Source organism: Sphingomonas sp. Leaf257 (assembly GCF_001422185.1).
In the GTDB taxonomy this organism is placed as follows: Bacteria; Pseudomonadota; Alphaproteobacteria; order Sphingomonadales; family Sphingomonadaceae; genus Sphingomonas; species Sphingomonas yabuuchiae.
Genome location: NZ_LMMH01000012.1, coordinates 337,597 through 357,371, shown reverse-complemented (window position 1 = coordinate 357,371; position 19,775 = coordinate 337,597). Strand labels below are relative to the sequence as shown.

The 19,775-nt window shown below is 66.3% G+C and carries 12 protein-coding genes; 5 read left to right on the top strand and 7 right to left on the bottom strand.

Translation table 11 applies throughout. The annotated features are described in order from the left end of the window. Positions 1–93: 93 nt before the first annotated feature. Entirely contained in the window at positions 94–2,292 is a 2,199-nt protein-coding gene (gene rnr / locus ASF14_RS09445; protein WP_056434406.1) for a ribonuclease R, read from the bottom strand. Between the two features lie 230 nt (positions 2,293–2,522). Here rnr and ASF14_RS09435 point away from each other — a divergent pair, with 230 nt between their 5' ends. Then, entirely contained in the window at positions 2,523–5,018 is a 2,496-nt protein-coding gene (locus tag ASF14_RS09435; protein ID WP_056434402.1) for a family 20 glycosylhydrolase, read from the top strand. Here the strand turns inward: ASF14_RS09435 and ASF14_RS09430 are convergent. Beyond that, complete coding sequence (locus ASF14_RS09430) at positions 5,002–6,927, bottom strand: beta-N-acetylglucosaminidase domain-containing protein (RefSeq protein ID WP_056434400.1); 1,926 nt, start codon at positions 6,925–6,927, stop codon at positions 5,002–5,004. The genes ASF14_RS09435 and ASF14_RS09430 overlap by 17 nt on opposite strands. 246 nt (positions 6,928–7,173) lie before the next feature. Then, a complete protein-coding gene (locus ASF14_RS09425; protein ID WP_056434398.1) occupies positions 7,174–8,967 on the bottom strand; it encodes an ABC transporter transmembrane domain-containing protein in 1,794 nt (597 codons plus the stop codon). 225 nt (positions 8,968–9,192) lie between these two features. On the opposite strand from ASF14_RS09425, the gene ASF14_RS09420 reads away from it, so the two are divergent. Then, positions 9,193–10,410: a polyhydroxyalkanoate depolymerase gene (locus ASF14_RS09420; protein ID WP_056434396.1), complete on the top strand. Its 1,218-nt coding sequence runs from the start codon at positions 9,193–9,195 to the stop codon at positions 10,408–10,410. 109 nt (positions 10,411–10,519) lie between these two features. On the opposite strand, the gene ASF14_RS09415 is transcribed toward ASF14_RS09420, so the two are convergent. Beyond that, positions 10,520–10,999, bottom strand: a complete 480-nt coding sequence (locus tag ASF14_RS09415) for a pyridoxamine 5'-phosphate oxidase family protein (RefSeq protein ID WP_056434393.1) — start codon at positions 10,997–10,999, stop codon at positions 10,520–10,522. A 577-nt stretch (positions 11,000–11,576) separates the two neighbouring features. On the opposite strand from ASF14_RS09415, the gene ASF14_RS09410 reads away from it, so the two are divergent. After that, on the top strand, positions 11,577–14,507 hold the full coding sequence (locus tag ASF14_RS09410) for an L-glutamate gamma-semialdehyde dehydrogenase (RefSeq protein WP_082442155.1): 2,931 nt from the start codon (positions 11,577–11,579) through the stop codon (positions 14,505–14,507). 110 nt (positions 14,508–14,617) lie between these two features. Here ASF14_RS09410 and ASF14_RS09405 read toward each other — a convergent pair whose 3' ends face one another. Further along, complete coding sequence (locus ASF14_RS09405) at positions 14,618–15,781, bottom strand: mechanosensitive ion channel family protein (protein WP_056434389.1); 1,164 nt, start codon at positions 15,779–15,781, stop codon at positions 14,618–14,620. Positions 15,782–15,811: 30 nt separating this feature from the next. Beyond that, on the bottom strand, positions 15,812–16,813 hold the full coding sequence (locus ASF14_RS09400) for a DNA topoisomerase IB (protein ID WP_056434387.1): 1,002 nt from the start codon (positions 16,811–16,813) through the stop codon (positions 15,812–15,814). Between the two features lie 123 nt (positions 16,814–16,936). On the opposite strand from ASF14_RS09400, the gene ASF14_RS09395 reads away from it, so the two are divergent. Both ASF14_RS09395 and ASF14_RS09390 read left to right on the top strand, forming a co-directional pair. Further along, a complete protein-coding gene (locus tag ASF14_RS09395; RefSeq protein WP_056434627.1) occupies positions 16,937–17,509 on the top strand; it encodes a type 1 glutamine amidotransferase domain-containing protein in 573 nt (190 codons plus the stop codon). Between the two features lie 235 nt (positions 17,510–17,744). Continuing rightward, positions 17,745–18,671, top strand: a complete 927-nt coding sequence (locus ASF14_RS09390) for a right-handed parallel beta-helix repeat-containing protein (protein WP_056434385.1) — start codon at positions 17,745–17,747, stop codon at positions 18,669–18,671. A gap of 276 nt (positions 18,672–18,947) precedes the next feature. Here ASF14_RS09390 and ASF14_RS09385 read toward each other — a convergent pair whose 3' ends face one another. Next, positions 18,948–19,754: a VCBS domain-containing protein gene (locus ASF14_RS09385; RefSeq protein WP_056434383.1), complete on the bottom strand. Its 807-nt coding sequence runs from the start codon at positions 19,752–19,754 to the stop codon at positions 18,948–18,950. Positions 19,755–19,775 lie beyond the last annotated feature (21 nt).

Genomic DNA, 19,775 nt, shown 5'->3' with positions numbered 1-19,775 from the left:
CATGGTGGAGGGGGCGTGCCGCAAGGTGGGGCCTGTGTGGAGGCCCCCCTCCGTCAGCGCTGGCGCGCTGCCACCTCCCCGTACCGGGGAGGATTAGCGCCGTTTGCCGTTGTGGCGGATGTTGGCGGGCCGCCCACGCCGTTTCAGCACCCGGCGCGGTTCGGGGGCCGCACCCTTGCCGTCGGGCAGCTCGAAGCGCAGCGCGCCCGATACTGGGTTCGCCTCGGCCAGGCGCAGCGGCAGGCGCTGGCCCAGTTTGTAGATTTCGCGGCTCTTCTCGCCGAGCAGTTGCTGCGACGACTCGTCGTAATGGAAATAGTCGCCGCCCAGGTCGCGGATCGGCATCAGCCCATCGCCGCCCACGCCGTCGACGGTGGCGAAGAAGCCGAAATTGGTGACGCCGGTAATCCGCGTCTCGACCACCTGGCCGACATGCTCGGATAGATAGGCCGCGACATAGCGGTCGATCGTCTCGCGCTCCGCCTCCATCGCGCGGCGTTCATACTGGCTGATCGAAGTGCCCAGCCGCTCCATCTCCTCGCCCTCCGGCAGCAACCCGCCATCGCCCAGCTTGTACGCCCCGACCAGCGCACGGTGCACGACGAGGTCAGCATAGCGCCGGATCGGCGAGGTGAAATGCGCGTACGACCCCAGCGACAGGCCGAAATGCCCCTGATTGACCGGAGCGTAATAAGCCTGGGTCTGCGAGCGGAGGATCTGCTCCATCACCTGCGGCTTGAAGTCCGCGTCGCCGATCTTGTCGATGATCCGGTTGAAGGTCGCCGGGCGGATCACCTGTCCCATCGCAAATGGAATGTCGAAGGTTTCCAGATACTCCTTCAGCGCGACCAGCTTGGTGCGGCTGGGCACCTCATGCACGCGGTACATGACGGGGGCCTTCTTGGCCTCCAGCGCCTTGGCGGCGGCGACGTTGGCGGCGATCATGTAATCCTCGATCAGCCGGTGCGCATCCAGCCGGGCCCGCGGCGCGACCGACAGGATACGGCCATTCTGGTCGAGCACCACGCGCCGTTCGGGCAGGTCGAGGTCGAGCGGCTCGCGATCGTCGCGCGCCTTGGCCAGCGCCGCCCAGCAGTCCCAGAGCGGCCGCAGGGCCGTCTCGGTCAGCGGGTGCGACAGCTCGCCGTCGATGGCGGCCTGTGCGTCCTCATACGCGATATTCGCCGCCAGCCGCACGACCGCGCGGGTGAAGCGGAAGCCCTTGAGCTTGCCGTCCTTCGTCACCTGAAGATGACAGGCGAGCGCGGCGCGGTCCTCGCCCTCCTTCAGCGAACAGACATCGGCCGACAGGATCTCGGGCAGCATCGGCACCACCCGGTCGGGGAAATAGACCGAGTTGCCCCGCCGCCGCGCATCCTTGTCGATCGCCGAGCCGGGACGGACATAGAAGCTGACGTCCGCAATGGCGACGATGGCGCGCCAGCCCTCGGGGTTCGCGGGATCGTCGTCGGGCGCCGCCCAGACCGCATCGTCATGGTCGCGCGCATCGACGGGATCGATCGCGACGATGGGCAGGTCGCGCAGATCCTCGCGGTCGTCGCCCAGCGGCTGGCGCGCGACGCGCTCGGCTTCTTCCAGCGTCTCGGGCTGGAAGCGATCGGGGATCTCGAACTTGTGGATCGCGATCAGCGAGAAGCTGCGCGGGGCGAAGGGATCGCCCAGCCGTTCGACCACCTTTGCGGTGATGCGCGGCGGACGGCCCGCCTTTTCGGCGAGCACCAGGTCGCCCGCTTCCGCGCCGCCGGTGTCCGACACCATCATCTCGCGCCGGTCCTTCTTGTCGACGCTGGTCAGCCAGAAGCGCCCCGCCTCCTCGCGCAGCACGCCCAGCACCTGTTCGGAGGCGGGGGCGATCGTCTTCATGACATGCGCGATCCAGCCGCCGCCCGCTTCCTCGGTACGCGCCAGCACCCGCTGGCCGATGCCGAGGCTCCCGCGCTTGCGCTCGCGGATGCGCAGGCGAGGAATGGGGACGCCGTCCGCCTCCCAACGCTCGGGCTGGCCCCAGACATTGCCGCCGTCATCGACATCGACGACACGCAGCACCGTCACCTTGGGCAGCCCGCCCATCTTGTGAAAGGCGCGGCCCGGCGCGCTGTCGATCAGCCCTTCATCGGCCATGTCCTTGAGCAGCGCCTTCAGGCCGATCTTCTCCTGCGCGGAGAGACCGAAAGCACGTGCGATCTCGCGCTTGCCAGCGGGCTGGTCCGACTGTTCGATAAAGGAGAGGATTTGCTCACGGGTCGGTAGACCCGGTTGGGGTTTTTTCATGGGATGGAGATAGGGGGTAGGGGAGGCGGCGTCACCCCCGAAGCTGATCCTCCCCGGCACGGGGAGGGGGACCGCCGCGAAGCGGTGGTGGAGGGGGTTCGCCACATAGGGTTCGCTTGCTGGAACGCCCCCTCCACCATGCTTCGCATGGTCCCCCTCCCCTTGCAGGGGAGGATTAATAACGACATGATCCAATGTAATACCAGTATGGCGTAGCGGGACCGACGAATATGATGACATTATGGGCTTCGGCCGCGATCCTGGCGGCGGCTCCCGCAGCGCAGGGCGATTTGGACCGGTTGGCGGCGACGCTCGGCTATCGCTACACCATCCTGACCAACCGTCCCGCATCCTGCCCGACCGGCACGCCGCGCTGTTTCGAGGCGGATATCGCCATCGCCGTGCCCGAGGGCGCGCCAAGCCTGCCGGTCGAAATCCGCTACAGCCTGGTCAACCCGGTGCTGAAGATCGACAGCGACACCTTCGACAACCGCATGATCAACGGCGATCTGAACGTCCTGACGCTGAAGCCCGGCCAGCAGTTGAAGCCGGGCCGGACCTATCATGTGAAGCTGACCGGCCTGGGCGCCTTCTTCTCGCGCAATCACATGATGCCCAACGCGATGCTGGCGGCCGAGGGCCTTACCCCGCGTGTGATCGCCGCGACCCGGACGGGGACCGATGCCGAGACGGGGCTGGAGACGCTTCCTTTCGTAGCCCCGATGACCGATGAGGCCGCGCTCGCCCGCAGCGCCCCCGACGACCAGACGGTCTGGCGGACCCCGGAGCGCGCCTTTGCTCTTTATGCCGAGCGGGGGGCGGCGACGCCGGTCGATGTCGCGATCCTGCCCCGACCCGCGAAGGTCACGCGCCCGGCCGGTGCGCCGGTCGATCTGTCCAAGGGAATGCGCGTGACGACGCAAGGTTTCACCCGCGCCGCCATCGCGCCCGCGCTGGCCGGATTGCCGATGGGGACGGTGCCGTTGACCATCCGCAAGCAGGCGGGCATCGCCGCCGAGGGTTATCGCCTGACCGTGGCACAGGGCGGTATCACTGTCGCGGCGGCGGATGCGGCGGGGGCATCCTATGCGCTTCGCTCGCTGGCGCAGCAGATGGCGGCGGAGGGGACGACGCTCCGCCCGCTGATTACCGAGGATGCGCCGCGCTACGGCTTTCGCGGGCTGCATATCGATCTGGCGCGCAACTTTCACAGCAAGGCCGAGATACTGAAGCTGATCGAGCAGATGGCGGTGTACAAGCTGAACACGCTGCACCTGCATCTCGGCGATGACGAGGGCTGGCGCTTGCAGATCGCAGGCCTGCCCGAACTGACCGAGGTGGGGGCGTATCGCTGCACCGACCTGTCGGAGAAGAGCTGCCTGTCGCCGCAACTGGGGGCAGACCCGGCCAGGGAGGCAGTCACCAACGGCTATCTGACCGCGGCCGACTATACTGAAATCCTGCTTGCCGCCGCCGCGCGGCAGATCGACGTCATCCCCTCCTTCGACATGCCCGGCCATTCGCGCGCGGCGATCCGGTCGGTGGAGGTGCGCTATCAGCGGCTGATGGCCAAGGGCGACCGCGCTGGGGCCGAGCGTTTCCGGCTGGTCGAGCCGGGCGATACCACCCGCTATTCCAGCGTCCAGCATTATGACGACAACACGCTGAACGTCTGTATTCCCAGCACCTATCGCTTCATCGAGACGGTGATCGACGATATCGCCGCCCTGCACAAGGCGGCGGGGGTGCCGCTGACCACCTATCATATCGGCGCGGACGAGACGGCGGGGGCCTGGGTTCAGTCGCCCGCCTGCAAGGTGATGATGGGCCAGACGGGCCTGCAGCCCAAGCAGCTCGGCGCCTATTTCATCGAACGCATTTCCGCCGACCTCGCAAAGCGCGGCATCGCGGTCGCCGGATGGAGCGATGGCCTGGGCCACACCGACCCTGCCAAGATGCCGCCCAAGGTTCAGACCAACATCTGGAGCAACCTGCACGCGGGCGGCGTGGCCGAGGCGCATGGCCAGGCCAATCGCGGGTGGAAGACGGTGCTGTCGATCCCCGATCTCGGCTATTTCGACATGCCCTATGCCGCCGATCCGAACGAGACCGGCTATGATTGGGCCTCGCGCGGGGTGGATAGCTTTCAGGTATTCGGCTTCATGCCGGGCAATCTGGCCGCCAACGCCGCGCTGATCCCCAACATCCTCGCCCAGCCCAAGGCGATCGCCGACACCGTGCCGCTCCAGCCGGGCCGCAGCATCGCCGGGCTCCAGGCGCAGTTGTGGAGCGAGACGGTGCGTCGCGACAGCCAGGTCGATTACATGCTCTTCCCGCGATTGCTGGCTTTGGCCGAGCGGGCGTGGAGCAAGCCGGATTGGGAGCCCGCTTATGTCGCTGGTACCGGCTATCAGCCGAACGACCCCCGCGTGGACCGGACGAAGCTGCTGGCCGGATGGCGGGATTTTGCGGGCCGGATGGGTGCGCAGATGCGACTGCTCGACCGGGCGGGCGTGACCTATCGCCTTGCCCCGCCGGGCGCGCGGATCGCGAACGGCAGGCTGGAGGCGAACACCGAGTTCGCCGGAACGCCGATCGAGTATCGCAGCGGCGGCTCGGCCTGGACCCGCTACACCGGGCCGGTGGCGGTGACGGGGGTGGTCGAGCTTCGCACCCGTACCCCCGATGGCCGCCGCGCCAGCCGGACGGTTACGGTTTCGCCGTAACCGCGATCAGGCTGGGCGCATCGGCGATGAAGCGGTCGAGCACGCCGTCGGCGATCTTGATCGGCCCGTCGAAGCGCACCGCGCCCTTGATGCTCTGCACGGCGGCGGCCTGATCCGCGATCCGCTTGGCGTCGGCGAAGTAGCGGGTCGCCGCTGCATTGCCCTGCTCGGCGGCGTCCAGTCCGGAGGCGGTCTGCCCCAGCGCGCGGCCCCAGAGCTGCATCGCCTCCAGCCAGGGGGCGGCCTGTTCGGCAAAGGCCGGGTCGACCACGCCCGCGCGGATCGTGTCGGGCGCATCGGCCAGCGCATCGGCCTTGGCATGGAGTTCGGCCAGTGCCGCACGGCGTTCGCCCGCGTCACCGTTCGCCAGCGCCTCGCGAACATGGTCGAGCAGCGCCTTCAGCTTGGGCGCCTGTTCCTGCCAGGGCTGGCTGCCGAAAGTGGGGGCGAGATGCTGGGTGTCGAACAGCTCCAGCAGTGCCGCCGTTGCGCGGGCATCTCCCCCAGCCAGATCGCGAGCGGCGTAATGCCAGGTGCGGTCGGCGTCATAGCCCTTGTCGTTCCACCCGAACGCCAGCACCCCCGTCACCGCAACCCGGCTGGGCGCTTCCTGGTTCATCGGGTTGGAGAGAATACCGGTCAGCTCGGACGACAGCCCGGCCTCGCGCTTGGCATAGGGGGCAAGCAGCAGACGTCCGGCCGAACTCGCATAGTCGTTGACCGGATAATTGTCCCACAGCAGCGTCTTGCGCCCGAACGCCTTGGTCGCGGCCTTGGCATCGGGGATGGAGATGGCGGGCGGCACGACATCGGTGCCGGTCCACTGCACGACGATGCGCGGGTTCAGATTGGCGCGGAGGGCCGCCTTGTAGGGGCTTTCCTTCGCATCATAATATTCGGTCGGCACCATGATCAGCGGGCGCGAGGCGGGGTCCTGTTTCAGCAGGTCGGCCTGGACCGCGTTCAGCAGCTTGGACTGGGCGACACCCGCCGCCTGCGCGCCCGAGGGGCCGAATGCGGCCTTGTCCGCCTCGCAATTCCACTTCTGATATTCGATATCGTCCAGCGCGACATAGAAGCTGTGTACGCCGATCCCGCGCAACGCCGCGAACTTGCGCAGCAGCGCCTGCTCGTCCGCCGGGTCGGAGAAGCAGATGCTTGGCCCCGGCGAGATGGCATAGACGAAATCGACATGGTTCGCCTTGGCGCGCGCGGCGAGCGTACCCAGCGCGCTCAGCGTCGCGGCGGGATAGGGATCGCGCCACTTGTCGCGCGCGAAGGGATCGTCCTTCGGGCTGTAGACATAGGTGTTGGCCTTCATCTGACCGAGGAAGTCGAGATGCTTGGTCCGGTCGGTCATCGACCAGGGCTTGCCGTAGAAACCTTCGATCGTGCCGCGGATCGGCATGGCGGGATGATCGCGGATGGTCAGCGCCGGGATGGTCTGGCGGGCCAGCAACTGGCGCAGCGTCTGGACGGCGTGGAACAGTCCGTCCGCGTCATGCCCGGCCAGCGTGATGAGCCCGCTGCGACCGGCGGCGAGGACGGTCAGCGTATAGCCTTCGCGGGCGTCGTCGGGGCTGGCGTCGCTGCGCGACAGGGCCTCACGGACCAGGGCGGCGCTGTCCGGGCCGATCACGATGGTCGGGCGGTCGGGCGAGGCGGGCAAGCGCGTGGCCGTGGCGATCTCGGTGACACCGGCATTTGCCAGCAGGTCGCGCACCAGCGCGGCGGTCTCCGGCTCGGTGCCGGGTGCGACGATCAGCGTGACCGCACGGCCCAGCGTCACCGCGCCGTCGCCCAGCGTCATCGCGGCGGGGGCGGGAAAGATCGCGGGCAGGGTGGCGGGGCTCGCTTGAGCCGCCGGGGTCAGCGTCGCCAGTGCGATCGCCGCCAGGGCCGCCCCCATTGCTCTGTTTGCCGCCCGCGTCATCCTCAATCTCCGGTATTGAACTGGTATTGTCGGAGCCTAGGGGAGTGGGGGGCGGGCTGCAAGCGCGATTGCGGGTTGGATTTCAATAGGTTGAGGCGTGGCCTTCGACTTCGCTCAGGCTGAACGGAGCGAGGAAGCAGGGTCCTGCCAAACCCCCGTTCAGCCTGAGCGAAGTCGAAGGCCACGGGAATCCCCTCGTCAAGTGATATTAGACCGGCCCCATCAATCGTGAAATTGCAGGCTCGCCAACCGGGCATAGAGCCCGCCGCCCGCGATCAGCTCTCCATGCCGCCCCTGTTCGACGATCCGGCCGCCATCCATCACCACGATCCGCTCGGCCGCCCGGACCGTCGCCAGCCGGTGCGCGATGACCAGCGTCGTCCGGTTGGCCATCAACCGCTCCAGCGCCTGCTGGACCAGCTGCTCGCTCTCGGCGTCAAGCGCACTCGTTGCCTCGTCCAGCAACAGGATCGGCGCATCGCGAAGCAGCGCGCGGGCGATGGTGATCCGCTGGCGCTGCCCGCCCGACAGCCGGGCACCGCCTTCGCCCAGAAAGGTATCCAGCCCCTGCGGCAGCGCGCGCAGGAAGTCGGCGGCGTTGGCGGCCTCGGCGGCGGCCCAAAGCTCGTCGTCGCTTGCCTCCCACCGGCCATAGCGCAGATTGTCGCGCGCCGAGGCGCCGAAGATCACCGTCTCCTGCGGCACCATCGCGATGCGCGCGCGGATCGCTGCCGGATCGGCGTCACGCAAGGACACGCCGTCGAGCGAGATGTTGCCGCCCTGCGGATCGTAGAATCGCTCGGCCAGCTGGAACAGGGTCGACTTGCCCGCGCCCGAGGGGCCGACCACCGCCACCGTCTCGCCGGGGCGAATGTCGAGCGAGAAGTCGTTCAGCGCCGCGACCTCGGGCCGGGTCGGATAGTGGAACACGACATTCTCGAAGCGCAGCGCCCCCATCGGGATGACCGGCAGGACGGCGGGGGCAGGGGGCGGCGCGATCTCGGGTTCCTCGGCCAGCAGCTCGGCCAGCCGCTGCGCCGCGCCCGAAGCGCGCAATATGTCGCCCCACACCTCGGTCAGCGCCTGGAACGAGCCCGCAACCAGCATGCCCGTCACGACGAACGCGGTCAGCGACCCGCCCGACAGCCGCCCGCTGGCGACATCGGCGACCGCTTCCCACAGCAGCAGCGTCAGCCCGCCGAAGAACAGGCCAATGACCATTGCCGTCATGATGGCACGCAGCAGGAAGCGCTTGCGCGAGGTGGCGAAGCCGTTGCTGACCGCCAGCTCGAACCGTTCCGCCTCGCGGCGCTCCTGTCCGAACGCCTGGACGACCTTCATCGCCCCGAGCGTCTCCACGGCGGTCGCGCCGATATCGGCCAGCCGGTCCTGGCTGTCGCGCGAATAGCTGCGGACCTTCTTGCCCAGTACGACGATGGGCAGGACGATCAGCGGGATGCACACCAGCAGCGACAGGGTCAGCTTGGGCGACAGCGCGAACAGATAGATGGTCCCGCCGATCCCGATCACCGTGTTGCGCAGCGCGATCGACACGGTCGAGCCCACCACCTGCTCGATGATCGCGGTGTCGGCGGTCAACCGGCTGGCGATCTCGGACGGGCGGTTCTCCTCGAAATAACGGGGTGCTAGGCGCAGGAGGTTGGCCTGCACCGCGATGCGGATATCGGCGACCGTCCGCTCGCCCAGCCACGACACGAAATAGAATCGGAACGCGGTGGCGATCGCCAGCACCACGACGACCGCCAGCAGCCCCTGGAAATAGGGTGCGATATCGCCGGTGTCGGCGATGTTGCCGAAGCCGTGGTCGATCACCTTTTGAAAAGTGCGCGGGATGAACAGCGTGGCCAGTGCCGCGACCGCCAGCGACACGGTGGCGGCGGCCAAATGCCCCGGATAGCGCAGCGTATAGCGCCAGACCATCTTAAGGTTGCTCAGGCGGCGGCTGGCCGGGACGGGGGGCTCGGCGGATTTGCGGGACGCGGCGGATCTGGCCATGCCGGGGACCTAGCAGCGTGGGCGCATGGGCTCAACGCCGGGCTATAGGCTCGACGCATCGTTTGGGCGCTTTGGTGCGTTCAGGGGATGTGATGAAGATCATGAACCTGTCATCGGTTCGGCACTATGACCGATCGGCCATATTCTGGTCATCATGCGCAAACGGTTTCGTGATAGACAAATGCCAATCACGGCTCCGTCCGGCGGAGCGCAGGGGAATCGACGATGTTGTACGACGCCTATGAAATGCAGCGCTCGATGCTGGCGGGCGCAAGCGCGCTGGCCAATTTCGGTGCGGGGCTGCTCCAGAATCCTGCCAATCCCTTCGCCTATCTGGGCGGCGGCGCGATCATGGGATCCGCGCTGGAGGTGTTCGCCCATGCCGCCGCGCCGCGCGGCAAGCCCGCTTTCGGCCTGACCAAGACCGAGATCGACGGGCGCGAGGTGGTCGTCCATGAAGAGATCGTGCTGCGCAAGCCCTTCGGCCAGTTGAAGCGCTTCCGCCGTGAGGGCGTGGAGGACAGCCCTAAGCTGTTGATCGTCGCGCCGATGTCGGGCCATTATGCGACGCTGCTGCGCGGCACGGTTCAGCGGATGCTGCCGACCTGCGAGGTGTACATCACAGACTGGCGCGACGCGAAGCTGGTGCCGCTGTCGGACGGGCGGTTCGATTTCGACGATTATGTCGATTACATCATCGACTTCCTGACCGAGATCGGGCCGGGCGCTCATGCGCTGGCGGTGTGCCAGCCTTCGGTGCCGTCCTATGTTGCCGCGGCGGTGATGAGCGCGGACAAGCATCCCTGCACCCCGCGCACGCTGACGCTGATGGGCGGGCCGGTCGACACGCGCGAGGCGCCGACAGCGGTCAATCTGCTGGCGACCGATCGCCCGCACGCCTGGTTCGAGCAGAATGCGATCGCCACCGTGCCCATGACCTATCCGGGTGCCGGGCGGCGGGTCTATCCGGGCTTTCTGCAACTTGCCGGGTTCATGTCGATGAACCTGGGCAACCACATGATTTCGCATTGGGAGATGTTCAAGCATCTGGTCCAGGGCGACGGCGAAAGCGCCGACTCCACCAAGCGATTCTATGACGAATATCGCGCGGTCTGCGACATGACGGCGGAATTCTATCTCCAGACCGTCGAGCTGGTGTTCCAGCGTCACGCGCTGCCCAAGGGCGAGATGCTACACCATGGCAAGCGCGTCGATCCGGGAGCGATCACCGATATCGGCATATTGGCGATCGAGGGCGAGCGGGACGATATCTCCGGGCTGGGCCAGACGCGCGCCGCACTGACGCTGGCGACCAATCTGCCGGAGGAGAAGAAGCGCTATTACATGGCCGAGAAGGTCGGCCATTACGGCATCTTCAACGGCTCGAAATGGCGCAACCGCATCGCGCCGGTGGTCGAGGAGTGGATCAAGGCGAACGGGTGAGGAGGCTGCTCCCCGCACTTCGCTCAGGCGGAACGGGGCGGGGGATGGGGAAATAGAAAAACGCCCGGAAGCATGGCCTCCGGGCGTTTCGCCTTCCAGCAATTGTGGATTACGCGACCGAGCCGACCACCGCATGGCTGGACGACTCGTCCGAGTGGATCGTGCCGCCGAACAGCATCTTCACCCGGCCCGACAGAGAGATGTCGGTTTCCCACAGCTCGGCCGAGCTGATGTCGAAGCGCAACAGCGTCAGGTTGGGGTCCGACTTTCCTTCCGGGAACCAGGCCTCGACCTGATTGCTCCACAGCTTGTCGATCTGCGCCGGATCATTGTCCTTCGACACATGGCCCGCCAGGCAAGCGAAGAAGTCATGACCCTTGCCGACAAACTGCGCCATAGCCTCGCCACCGCCCGCGATGCGGTTGTCGCGACCGGCGAAAAAGAACAGCGTGTTCGGCTGATCGTCATCGATCTGCGCGGTCATTGGTTCGGAATGCTGGCCGTCGTTCAGGCCGATCATGACGAACGGGCTGCTCTTCAGCTTGTCGAGGAACTTGGCGGCGATTTCCTGGGGGCTGTCGTCGGCCATCGTGGCTCTCCTTTCAGGGGTTTGGCGGGAGAACGATGTGGGGGCGGGGATGGTTGCGAATAAGATCTCACGTTATCGAACGCCGATTTGACATGATCTTGTATGGCCGTTCGAGTTAGTGATCGCTCGACGGCAATTCCGCCGCCAATCACAGAAAGGACCACGGATGTCCGTAGCCGATCTGAGCCTGATCCTGGGCGTCGTCATCGCCTTCGCGACCTTGGTCGTGAAGATTATCGACGTTCGCAACAGGTAAGGTGCCCGGCGGGGCTCGGGTAGCAGCCTGAGCCCCAAAGGATTTGAGCCCCGGCCGTAGCAGCGACCGGGGCTCTACAGAAAGGCGGATGTCCTCGCCTGCGAGTCATATACGCCAACGACGTCAAAATTTCAATTCTGATGGCAGTCGCGAAGCGCGCTTCATCTCGTATCAAACGATACCCAATCCCCATATTTCCCGCTAAGCGCTGGTCCATCACAGCATAGCCATGCGACCCGCCAAGCGCTCAGCCGCACGCCGGGCCGCCCGACCGGACGAAGACCTATGACCTCTGCCGTTACCGCCGATGCGCGCAAGACCATGAAATCGCTGTATCGTGCGCCCGAACCCGATGTCCTGAAGCCGCTGCTCGACCGCGCCGCCGCGACGCCGGAGATGCGCGAGCGGATCATGGGCCATGCCTCGGGCCTGCTCGCCGACCTGCGCGCGGCGCAGAATCGCGGCTGGGTGAACCAGTTCCTTCAGGAATATCGCCTCAACTCGTCCGAGGGCGTCGCGCTGCTGAGTCTCGCCGAGGCGTTCCTGCGCGTGCCCGATCCCGAGACCGCCGACCTGTTGATCGCCGACAAGCTCGGCGAGGCGGATTGGCGCGCGCATACCGGGCGGTCGGCGTCGAAGCTGGTCAACTCGGCCACCTGGGGCCTGGTCGTCGGCCGCGCGCTGGTCGGTGAGGGCGAGGCGGGGCCGCTGAAGCGCTTGCTGTCGCGCGCGGGCGAGCCGTTCGTGCGTCAGGCGGTCGGCGCCGCGATGCGGATGATGGGCGAGATTTTCGTGATGGGCCGCACCATCGAGGAAGCGATGCGCCGCATGAAGAAGCCCGAAAACAAGGGTTTCACCGCCAGCTTCGACATGCTGGGCGAGGCGGCGCGGACGCATGAGGATGCCGAGCGTTATTTCCAGGCCTATGTGAAGGCGATCGACGCGGTGGGGTCGGACCCGGCGGCGGGCCATTCGATCTCGGTCAAGTTGTCGGCGCTCCACCCGCGCTACGAACTGCCGCGCGCCTATGAGTGCGTGCCAGCACTCACCGACATGCTGGCGCAGCTGGCGCGGCAGGCGGCGGACAAGGGCATTGCCCTCACCGTCGATGCCGAGGAGTCCGAGCGGCTGGAGATGAGCTTGGACATCATCGGCGGCGTCGCGGCGCTCCCGGCGCTCAAGGGCTGGGACGGGTTCGGCATGGCGGTGCAGGCTTACGGCAAGCGTGCGCGCGCGGTCATCGGCTGGGCCAACGGCCTCGACCGGATCATGAACGTCCGGCTGGTCAAGGGCGCCTATTGGGACAGCGAGATCAAGCGCACCCAGGTCGAGGGGCTGGCCGATTACCCGCTGTTCACCCGCAAGGCGGCTACCGACGTGTCCTATCTGGCGGTCGCCAAGGACATGCTGGCGGCCGAGAATATCCGCCCGGCCTTTGCCAGCCACAATGCGCTGACCGTCGCGACCATTCTCGAATGGGCGGGCAACAGCCACGACTTCGAGTTCCAGCGGCTGCACGGCATGGGCGACGGCCTGTATGAGCGGCTGGTGCGCGAACATGGTCACAAGTGCCGCATCTATGCGCCGGTCGGCGGGCACCGCGACCTGCTGGCCTATCTGGTCCGCCGCTTGCTGGAGAATGGTGCGAATTCCAGCTTCGTGCATCAGCTGGCCGATGCGCGGCTGACCGAGGCGGAGATTCTCGCCGATCCGGTCGCCAAGATCGCGGCCGTCGGCGGCGCGCGTCACCCGAGCATCCCGCTGCCCATCGACCTGTTCGCGCCGGGCCATCGCAATTCGACCGGCATCGACCTGAGCGACATCGCGACGCTGGACGCCACGGTGAAGGCGGTCAACGCCCCTGCCGTGAAGCCGGTTGCCGCGACCGCCGATGTCGCGTCGCTGGTCGCGCGCGCCCATGCGGCCTTCCCGGCCTGGAACGCGACGCCGCTCGATACCCGCGCGACCGTGCTGGAGAAGCTGGCCGACCTGCTGGAGCAGGATCGCGAGCGGCTGATGGCCATCCTGGTGCAGGAGGCGTTCAAGACCATCCCCGACGCGATCGGCGAGGTTCGCGAGGCCGCCGATTTCTGTCGTTACTATGCGCAGCAGGCGCGGGCGCGGCTCGGTTCGGTCGAGTTGCCCGGGCCGACGGGCGAGCGCAACACGCTGCACCTGGAAGGACGCGGGGTCTGGGCGACGGTCGCGCCGTGGAACTTCCCGCTGGCGATCTTCCTGGGCCAGACGGTTGCGGCGCTCGTCACCGGCAACACCGTCGTCGCCAAGCCCGCGCCGCAGACGCCCGCCATCGCACAGGCCGCCGTCGAGCTGGCCTACCGTGCGGGCGTGCCGCGCGACGCACTGCTGCTCGCGGTCGGTGGGCCGGAAGTCGGCCAGAAGCTGACCGAGGATCACCGGATCGCGGGCGTCGCCTTCACCGGCTCGACCGCTACCGCCAAGCGGATCGCGCGCACGCTCGTGGCGGACGACGATCGCCCGATCGTGCCGCTGATCGCCGAGACCGGCGGCATCAACGCGATGATCGTCGACTCGACCGCGCTGCCCGAACAGGTGGTCGCGGACGTCATCACCTCGTCCTTCCGCTCGGCGGGGCAACGTTGCTCGGCGCTGCGGCTGTTGCTGGTGCAGGCGGATGTCGCCGACAATGTCATCGAAATGCTGAAGGGCGCGATGGAGACGCTGGTGCTCGGCGCGACCGGCAATCCGGCGACCGATGTCGGTCCGGTCATCGACCAGGCCGCCTATGACAAGCTAATGGCGTACCGCGCGTCGATGGTGACGCAGACGATCAAGACGCTCGATGCGCCTGCCGATGGCCTATTCGTCCCGCCGACGCTGATCCGGCTCGATCGGGTCGAGGACTTGACCCAGGAATGGTTCGGCCCGATCCTGCACGTCGCGACCTGGGAAGCGGGCACGCTGTCCGAGACGATCGCAAAGGTGAACGCCAAGGGTTACGGCCTGACCATGGGCCTGCACAGCCGCATCGCCCGCGCTGGTGAGGTGATCGAGGCGGAAGCAGCGGTCGGCAACCTGTACATCAACCGCTCGATGATCGGCGCGGTCGTGGGCAGCCAGCCTTTCGGCGGCGAGGGCCTGTCGGGCACCGGGCCGAAGGCGGGCGGGCCGCATTACGTGTACCGCTTCTGCGCGGAGCGGGCAGTGTCGGTCGACACGACCTCGGCGGGCGGTAACGCCACGCTATTGTCGCTGGACGAAGGCGGGATCTGAGTGCCGCCATACCCTCACCCTTCCGGCGCTTCGCGCCTCCCTCCTTCTCCCAATGGGAGAGGGAAGGGGCCCGCCCCGCTTTAGCGGGTGGGAAGGGTGAGGGTGTTCGTTCAAGCCCGATGCACCTCGACCGGCTGGACCTGAGGATAGGGCATCACCAGCGTCCCGTCCGGCGCGGCGGTATAGGTTGTCTGGGTCGGGTAGGGGATCACGATCCCCTCGGCCGCGAACCGCTTCATCAGCGTCACCAGCACCCGGTTGCGCAGGTCGTGTGCGGTGGCCCAGTCGTCGCCGGGCACGTCGAACTGCAGGGCGAAGTCCAGGCTCGACGCGCCGAAGCTTTCGAAACCGGCCCGTGCCACCTTGCCGCCTTCGCCCTCGACGATCTCGGTCAACAGGGCGGGAATACGCGCCAGGGTTTCGGGTGAGGTCTCGTACGCGACGCCGATCATGAACGACAGGCGGACATGCTGGCGCACCGTCTGGTTCTGGATTTCCTTGTCGAGCAGCTGGCGATTCGAGATGATGCGCAGCTCGCCGGTAAAGGCGCGGATACGGGTGGATTTCAGGCCGATCGCCTCGATCACGCCGCTGGTATTGTCATAGGCGATCTTGTCGCCGCGCCGGAACGGCCGGTCGAAGATGATGGCGAGGGCGGCGAAGAGGTCGCCGAAAATCCCCTGTGCGGCCAGACCGATGGCGATGCCGCCGACACCCAGACCCGCCACCAGGCCGGTGACGTTGACGCCCAGATTGTCGAGCACCACGACGAGCGCGATGGCGAACAGCACCGCCGTCACCAGCAACCGGATCAGCCCCATGGCCGACAGCAGCGCCTCGCCCGAATAATGTTCGGATTGGGTGCGATGCTCGATCGTGCCGAGGATCAGTTCGCGCGCCCAGATCGCGGCCTGGAATACGCTGGCGATGGTGAACAGGAAGTTGATCGTCCGGGCGACTTCACCCGGCGCGCCTGCATAGCCCGCGACGAGTTGCGCGGCGAGCGTGACGATGAAGAACATGTTGGTCCGTGCGATGGCATGGCCCAGGATCACGCCCCATCCGCCCGCGAAACCGGGACGGCTGCACAAGCGGTCGCCGAGCTTGCGGACCCAGAGCAGCGCCAGCACGATGACCGCGCCGAAACCGATCGCGATCAGGACCTTTAACCAGTAATGTTGCACCCACCAGGAGGTGGCATCGATGATGCTGCCGACCTGATCGGGGATGCGGGAGCCGTCGAAGATCGGCGCCTTGGGCGAGGATTTCGCCATGGGGACTCCTTGAAAAAAATCGGGGGGCGGTCAGGCCGCCTTGCTGGCCGGGGTTCCGGCCTCCAGAAATGCGATCAGCCCGCACTCGATGCGGGACAGTCCGGCACGCGCACGCGGCAGGCGCAGGGTCTTGCGAAACGCTGCCTGGCCCTCTTTGACGAGCGCGATCAGCGAGGGGTGAACATAGGATTTGCGTGCGATGGCAGGCGTGTTGCCCAGCTTTTCGACGACCGGTTCCAGCATCGCCTTCAGGCTGAGATCCGCCTCGGCCAGCGCCAGCGCCTCGAATGCGGCGACGCTGGCCGCCCAGGTACGGAAATGCTTGGCGGTGAAGTCGCAGCCCGTGGCTTCGCGGATATAGGTGTTGACGTCGGAGGACGTGACCGGATTGGCCTCGCCCTCGTCATCGACCCAGGCGAAGAGATGCTGCTCGTCCAAGTCCTGACAGCGCTTCACGAAGCTGGCGAGCGACCGGTCGGTCAGCGTCATGTCACGCATCTTGCCCGACTTGCCCCGATAGCGCAGCCGCAGGGTCGTGCCCTTCACCTGGCCGTGCCGCTTGCGCAGGGTCGTCGCACCGAAACTCTTGTTGGTCGCGGCATAGGCTTCGTTGCCGACGCGGATATGGCCGTTGTCGAGCAGCCGCACGACGGCGGCAACCGCGCGCTCCTTGCACAGGCCGCGCTTCTTCAGGTCCGCCTCGACCCGCTTGCGTAGGGTGGGAAGCGCATGGCCGAACGCGGCGCAGCGTTCATATTTGGCTGCTTCCTGCGCTTCGCGGAAATCGGCGTGATAGCGATATTGCTTGCGCCCTTTTTCGTCCCAGCCGACCGCCTGGATATGGCCGTTGGCGCGCGGGCAGAACCAGGCATCCTTATAAGCGGGGGGCAGGCCGATGCGGTTCAGCCGGTCGATCTCGTCCGCGTCGGTGATCCGCTCGCCCTTGGCGGTCCAATAGGCCCATTTGCCGCGAACCTTGGTCCGGGTGATGCCGGGTTTGCTGTCATCGCAATAGACTAGACGGGTGGCCATCGCTCTCTCTCGGGTCATCTCTGCAAATGCGCCGCCGGTCGCTTCGTTCCGGAACGGCCGATGCGGTCGCGGGTTCTGGTGCTGGCTCCCCCCAAGCCATTTCCCCGACAGGAGTTTTTCATCATGGCCGATCTTTCCCAGGCACGCGTCCTGATGCTCGCCGCCGACGGTTTCGAGACCGTCGAGCTGTTCAAGCCCCGCCAGGCGCTGGAGGAAGCGGGGGCGAAGGTGACGCTCGCCTCGCTCAAGTCCGACCCAATCCAGGGCATGGAAGGCGATATCAACAAGGCGGAGACCGCCACGCCGGACCTGACCGTCGACGAGGTCGATACCGACGATTACGATGCGCTCGTCATCCCGGGCGGCACCTGCAACCCCGACAAGCTGCGTCTCAACGAGCGCGCGGTCGAGATCGTCACCGAATTCATGGAAGACGACAAGATCGTTGCCGCCATCTGCCATGGCCCCTGGCTGCTTGCCGAGGCGGACGTGATCGACGGTCGCCGCCTGACCAGCTATCCCTCGATCCGCACAGACCTGTCCAATGCGGGCGCGGACGTGGTGGACGAGGAGGTCGTGGTCGACGGCAACCTGATCACCAGCCGCAAGCCGGACGACATCCCCGCCTTCAACCAGGCGATCCTGACCGCGCTGGAGGAAGAACTGGCCGACGAGGACGAAACCGAAGAGGCGTAAACCCCGATCCTCCCCAAGCTATGCTTGGGGAGGGGGGCCATCGCATCAGCGATGGTGGAGGGGCAAGACGGACCGGCCATGCCCCTCCACCACGCCCTGCGGGCGCGGTCCCCCTCCCCGAGCAAGCTCAGGGAGGAATGCAATCGTGTTCCCTTCGCGGGACGATCACGGGCGTCGCATCCTGTTCCCATGCGTGGCAGGGTGCAGCGCCCGTTCGCTTTTTCAGGATGACCCCATGCGTCTGGTTCCGCTCCTAATCCTCGGTATGACGTCGGCGGTCGCGCTCGCGCAAGGAAGCGCGCAGCCCTTCATGGTCGGCGGGCGCGGCTTCGCCACGTTGCAGGCGGCGGTCACGGCGATCGGCGATGGCGAGGGCACGATCCGCATCGCGCCGGGCACCTACCGCGAATGCGCGATCCAGGGGGCGGGGCGGATCAGCTATGTCGCGACCGAGCCGGGCAAGGTGATCTTCACCCGCATCGCCTGCGAGGGGAAGGCGGCGCTGGTCCTGCGCGGGCGGGGGGCTTCGGTCCAAGGCATCGTCTTCAGCCATATCGAGGTCGGGGACGGCAATGGCGCGGGCATCCGTATCGAAAAGGGGCCGCTGTCCGTCAGCAACGCGATGTTCCTCGACAGCCAGTCGGGCATCCTGTCGGCCGAGGACCCCAATGGCACCGTCACCGTCGACCACTCGACCTTTTCCGGCCTGGGCAACGACCCGACCGGCAACGGCGCGCACGGCATCTATATGGGCCGCTACAAGTCCCTGCGCGTCACCGCCTGCCGCTTCGAGCACGGGCAGGGAGGCCATTACGTCAAGAGTCGGGCGCCTTATGTCGAGGTGCTCGACAGCAGCTTCGACGACAGCAAGGGCCACTCGACCAACTATATGATCGACCTGTCCAACGGCGCGAAGGGGCGGATCGCGGGGAACGAGTTCGTCTTCGGCCGCGACAAGGACAATCACTCGACGCTGATCACCGTCGCGCCGGAGGGGGCCAAGAACGACTCGTCGGGCTTGGTGATCGAAAACAACCGCGCCCGCCTGGCCCCCGGCGTCGATTTCAAGCCGGTCTTCGTCGGCAACTGGTCGGGCGAGCCGCTGGTGATCCGGGGCAATATCCTGGGCGCCGGCATCACGCCGACCGCTCGGCGGTTCTAGGCCGGATCGACATCACATCGAGCCAACGTGAGCCCCTCCCCTTCAGGGGAGGGGTTGGGGTGGGGCCTAGCCACGAACGCCGCGCTTGCGGATACGCCCCACCCCTGAAGGGGAGGGGTGGGTCCATCTCAGGTCATCGCAATCCAGGGCGGATCGATACTCGAATACGCCTTTCCCCGCGCGCCCGTCCCAAGGAAGGGTAAGCGATGAGGACCATCGATCCGCCCGGTCTCCATGCGGGCCTGTCGCAGACACCTCGCCACAGGCCCGACAGGGTCAGATCAACAGGTGAATATCGTCGAACAATAGGGTCGGAAGGCCGTCGAATTCGCCCCCCACGACATTCGGAATATAATAGGAGACGCGGTCGATCTTGCCCATTTCCGCAAGCGAGACATGCTGTTGGTCCGAGATGGTGGTCGCATCGAGATTGACCGTCTTGGTGCCCACCAGTCTGCCGTCGCGATATCCCTGAAATACGACAACTGCCGTGACGGGCGAGGAATTGCCGGTTGCGACCGTCATGTCGGTCAGCACGAAGTCAGTGCCCGTGCTCGAGAAGAATCCGAGACCCCATGGGTCGGCTTGCCAGTGCTGGTTGCCGTTTTCGCTGCCGAACATCATCTGATCACCGTCATACGTGGTGCCGAACGACAGGATGTCGAGCGTCGGGTTCTTGTCGAAGGTGTAGACGGTTTCGCGGACCTGGCTCGTCTTGCCGACATTGATGTCCATGGTGAGATAGGCGAAGTCGGTCTTCCCCATCTTGTCGCTGATCTTGTAGGGAATATTCTCGGTCAGGACCGTGCCGCCGGCTGTGGCGGCCTTGACGCTTTCATTCAGCGCATAAGTAAAGCTGCCATCGGCCTTGATTCGGAATGTGCCATATTTTCCCGCTACCTCAGTTGTCCCGGAATCGGTCAGGCTGACGCGGCTGCCGCCGAAGAAGCGGAGCGCTTTTTCGCCATTATCACCTTCGCGATCATTATTCAGGATGTTGCCTGACATGACATCGGTCGACGAAAACCTGTAATAATCATCCTTTGCGAACAAGCCGTAGCCGTACAGATTGTCGTGAACCAAGTTTGCCTCCCCTGTTAACCA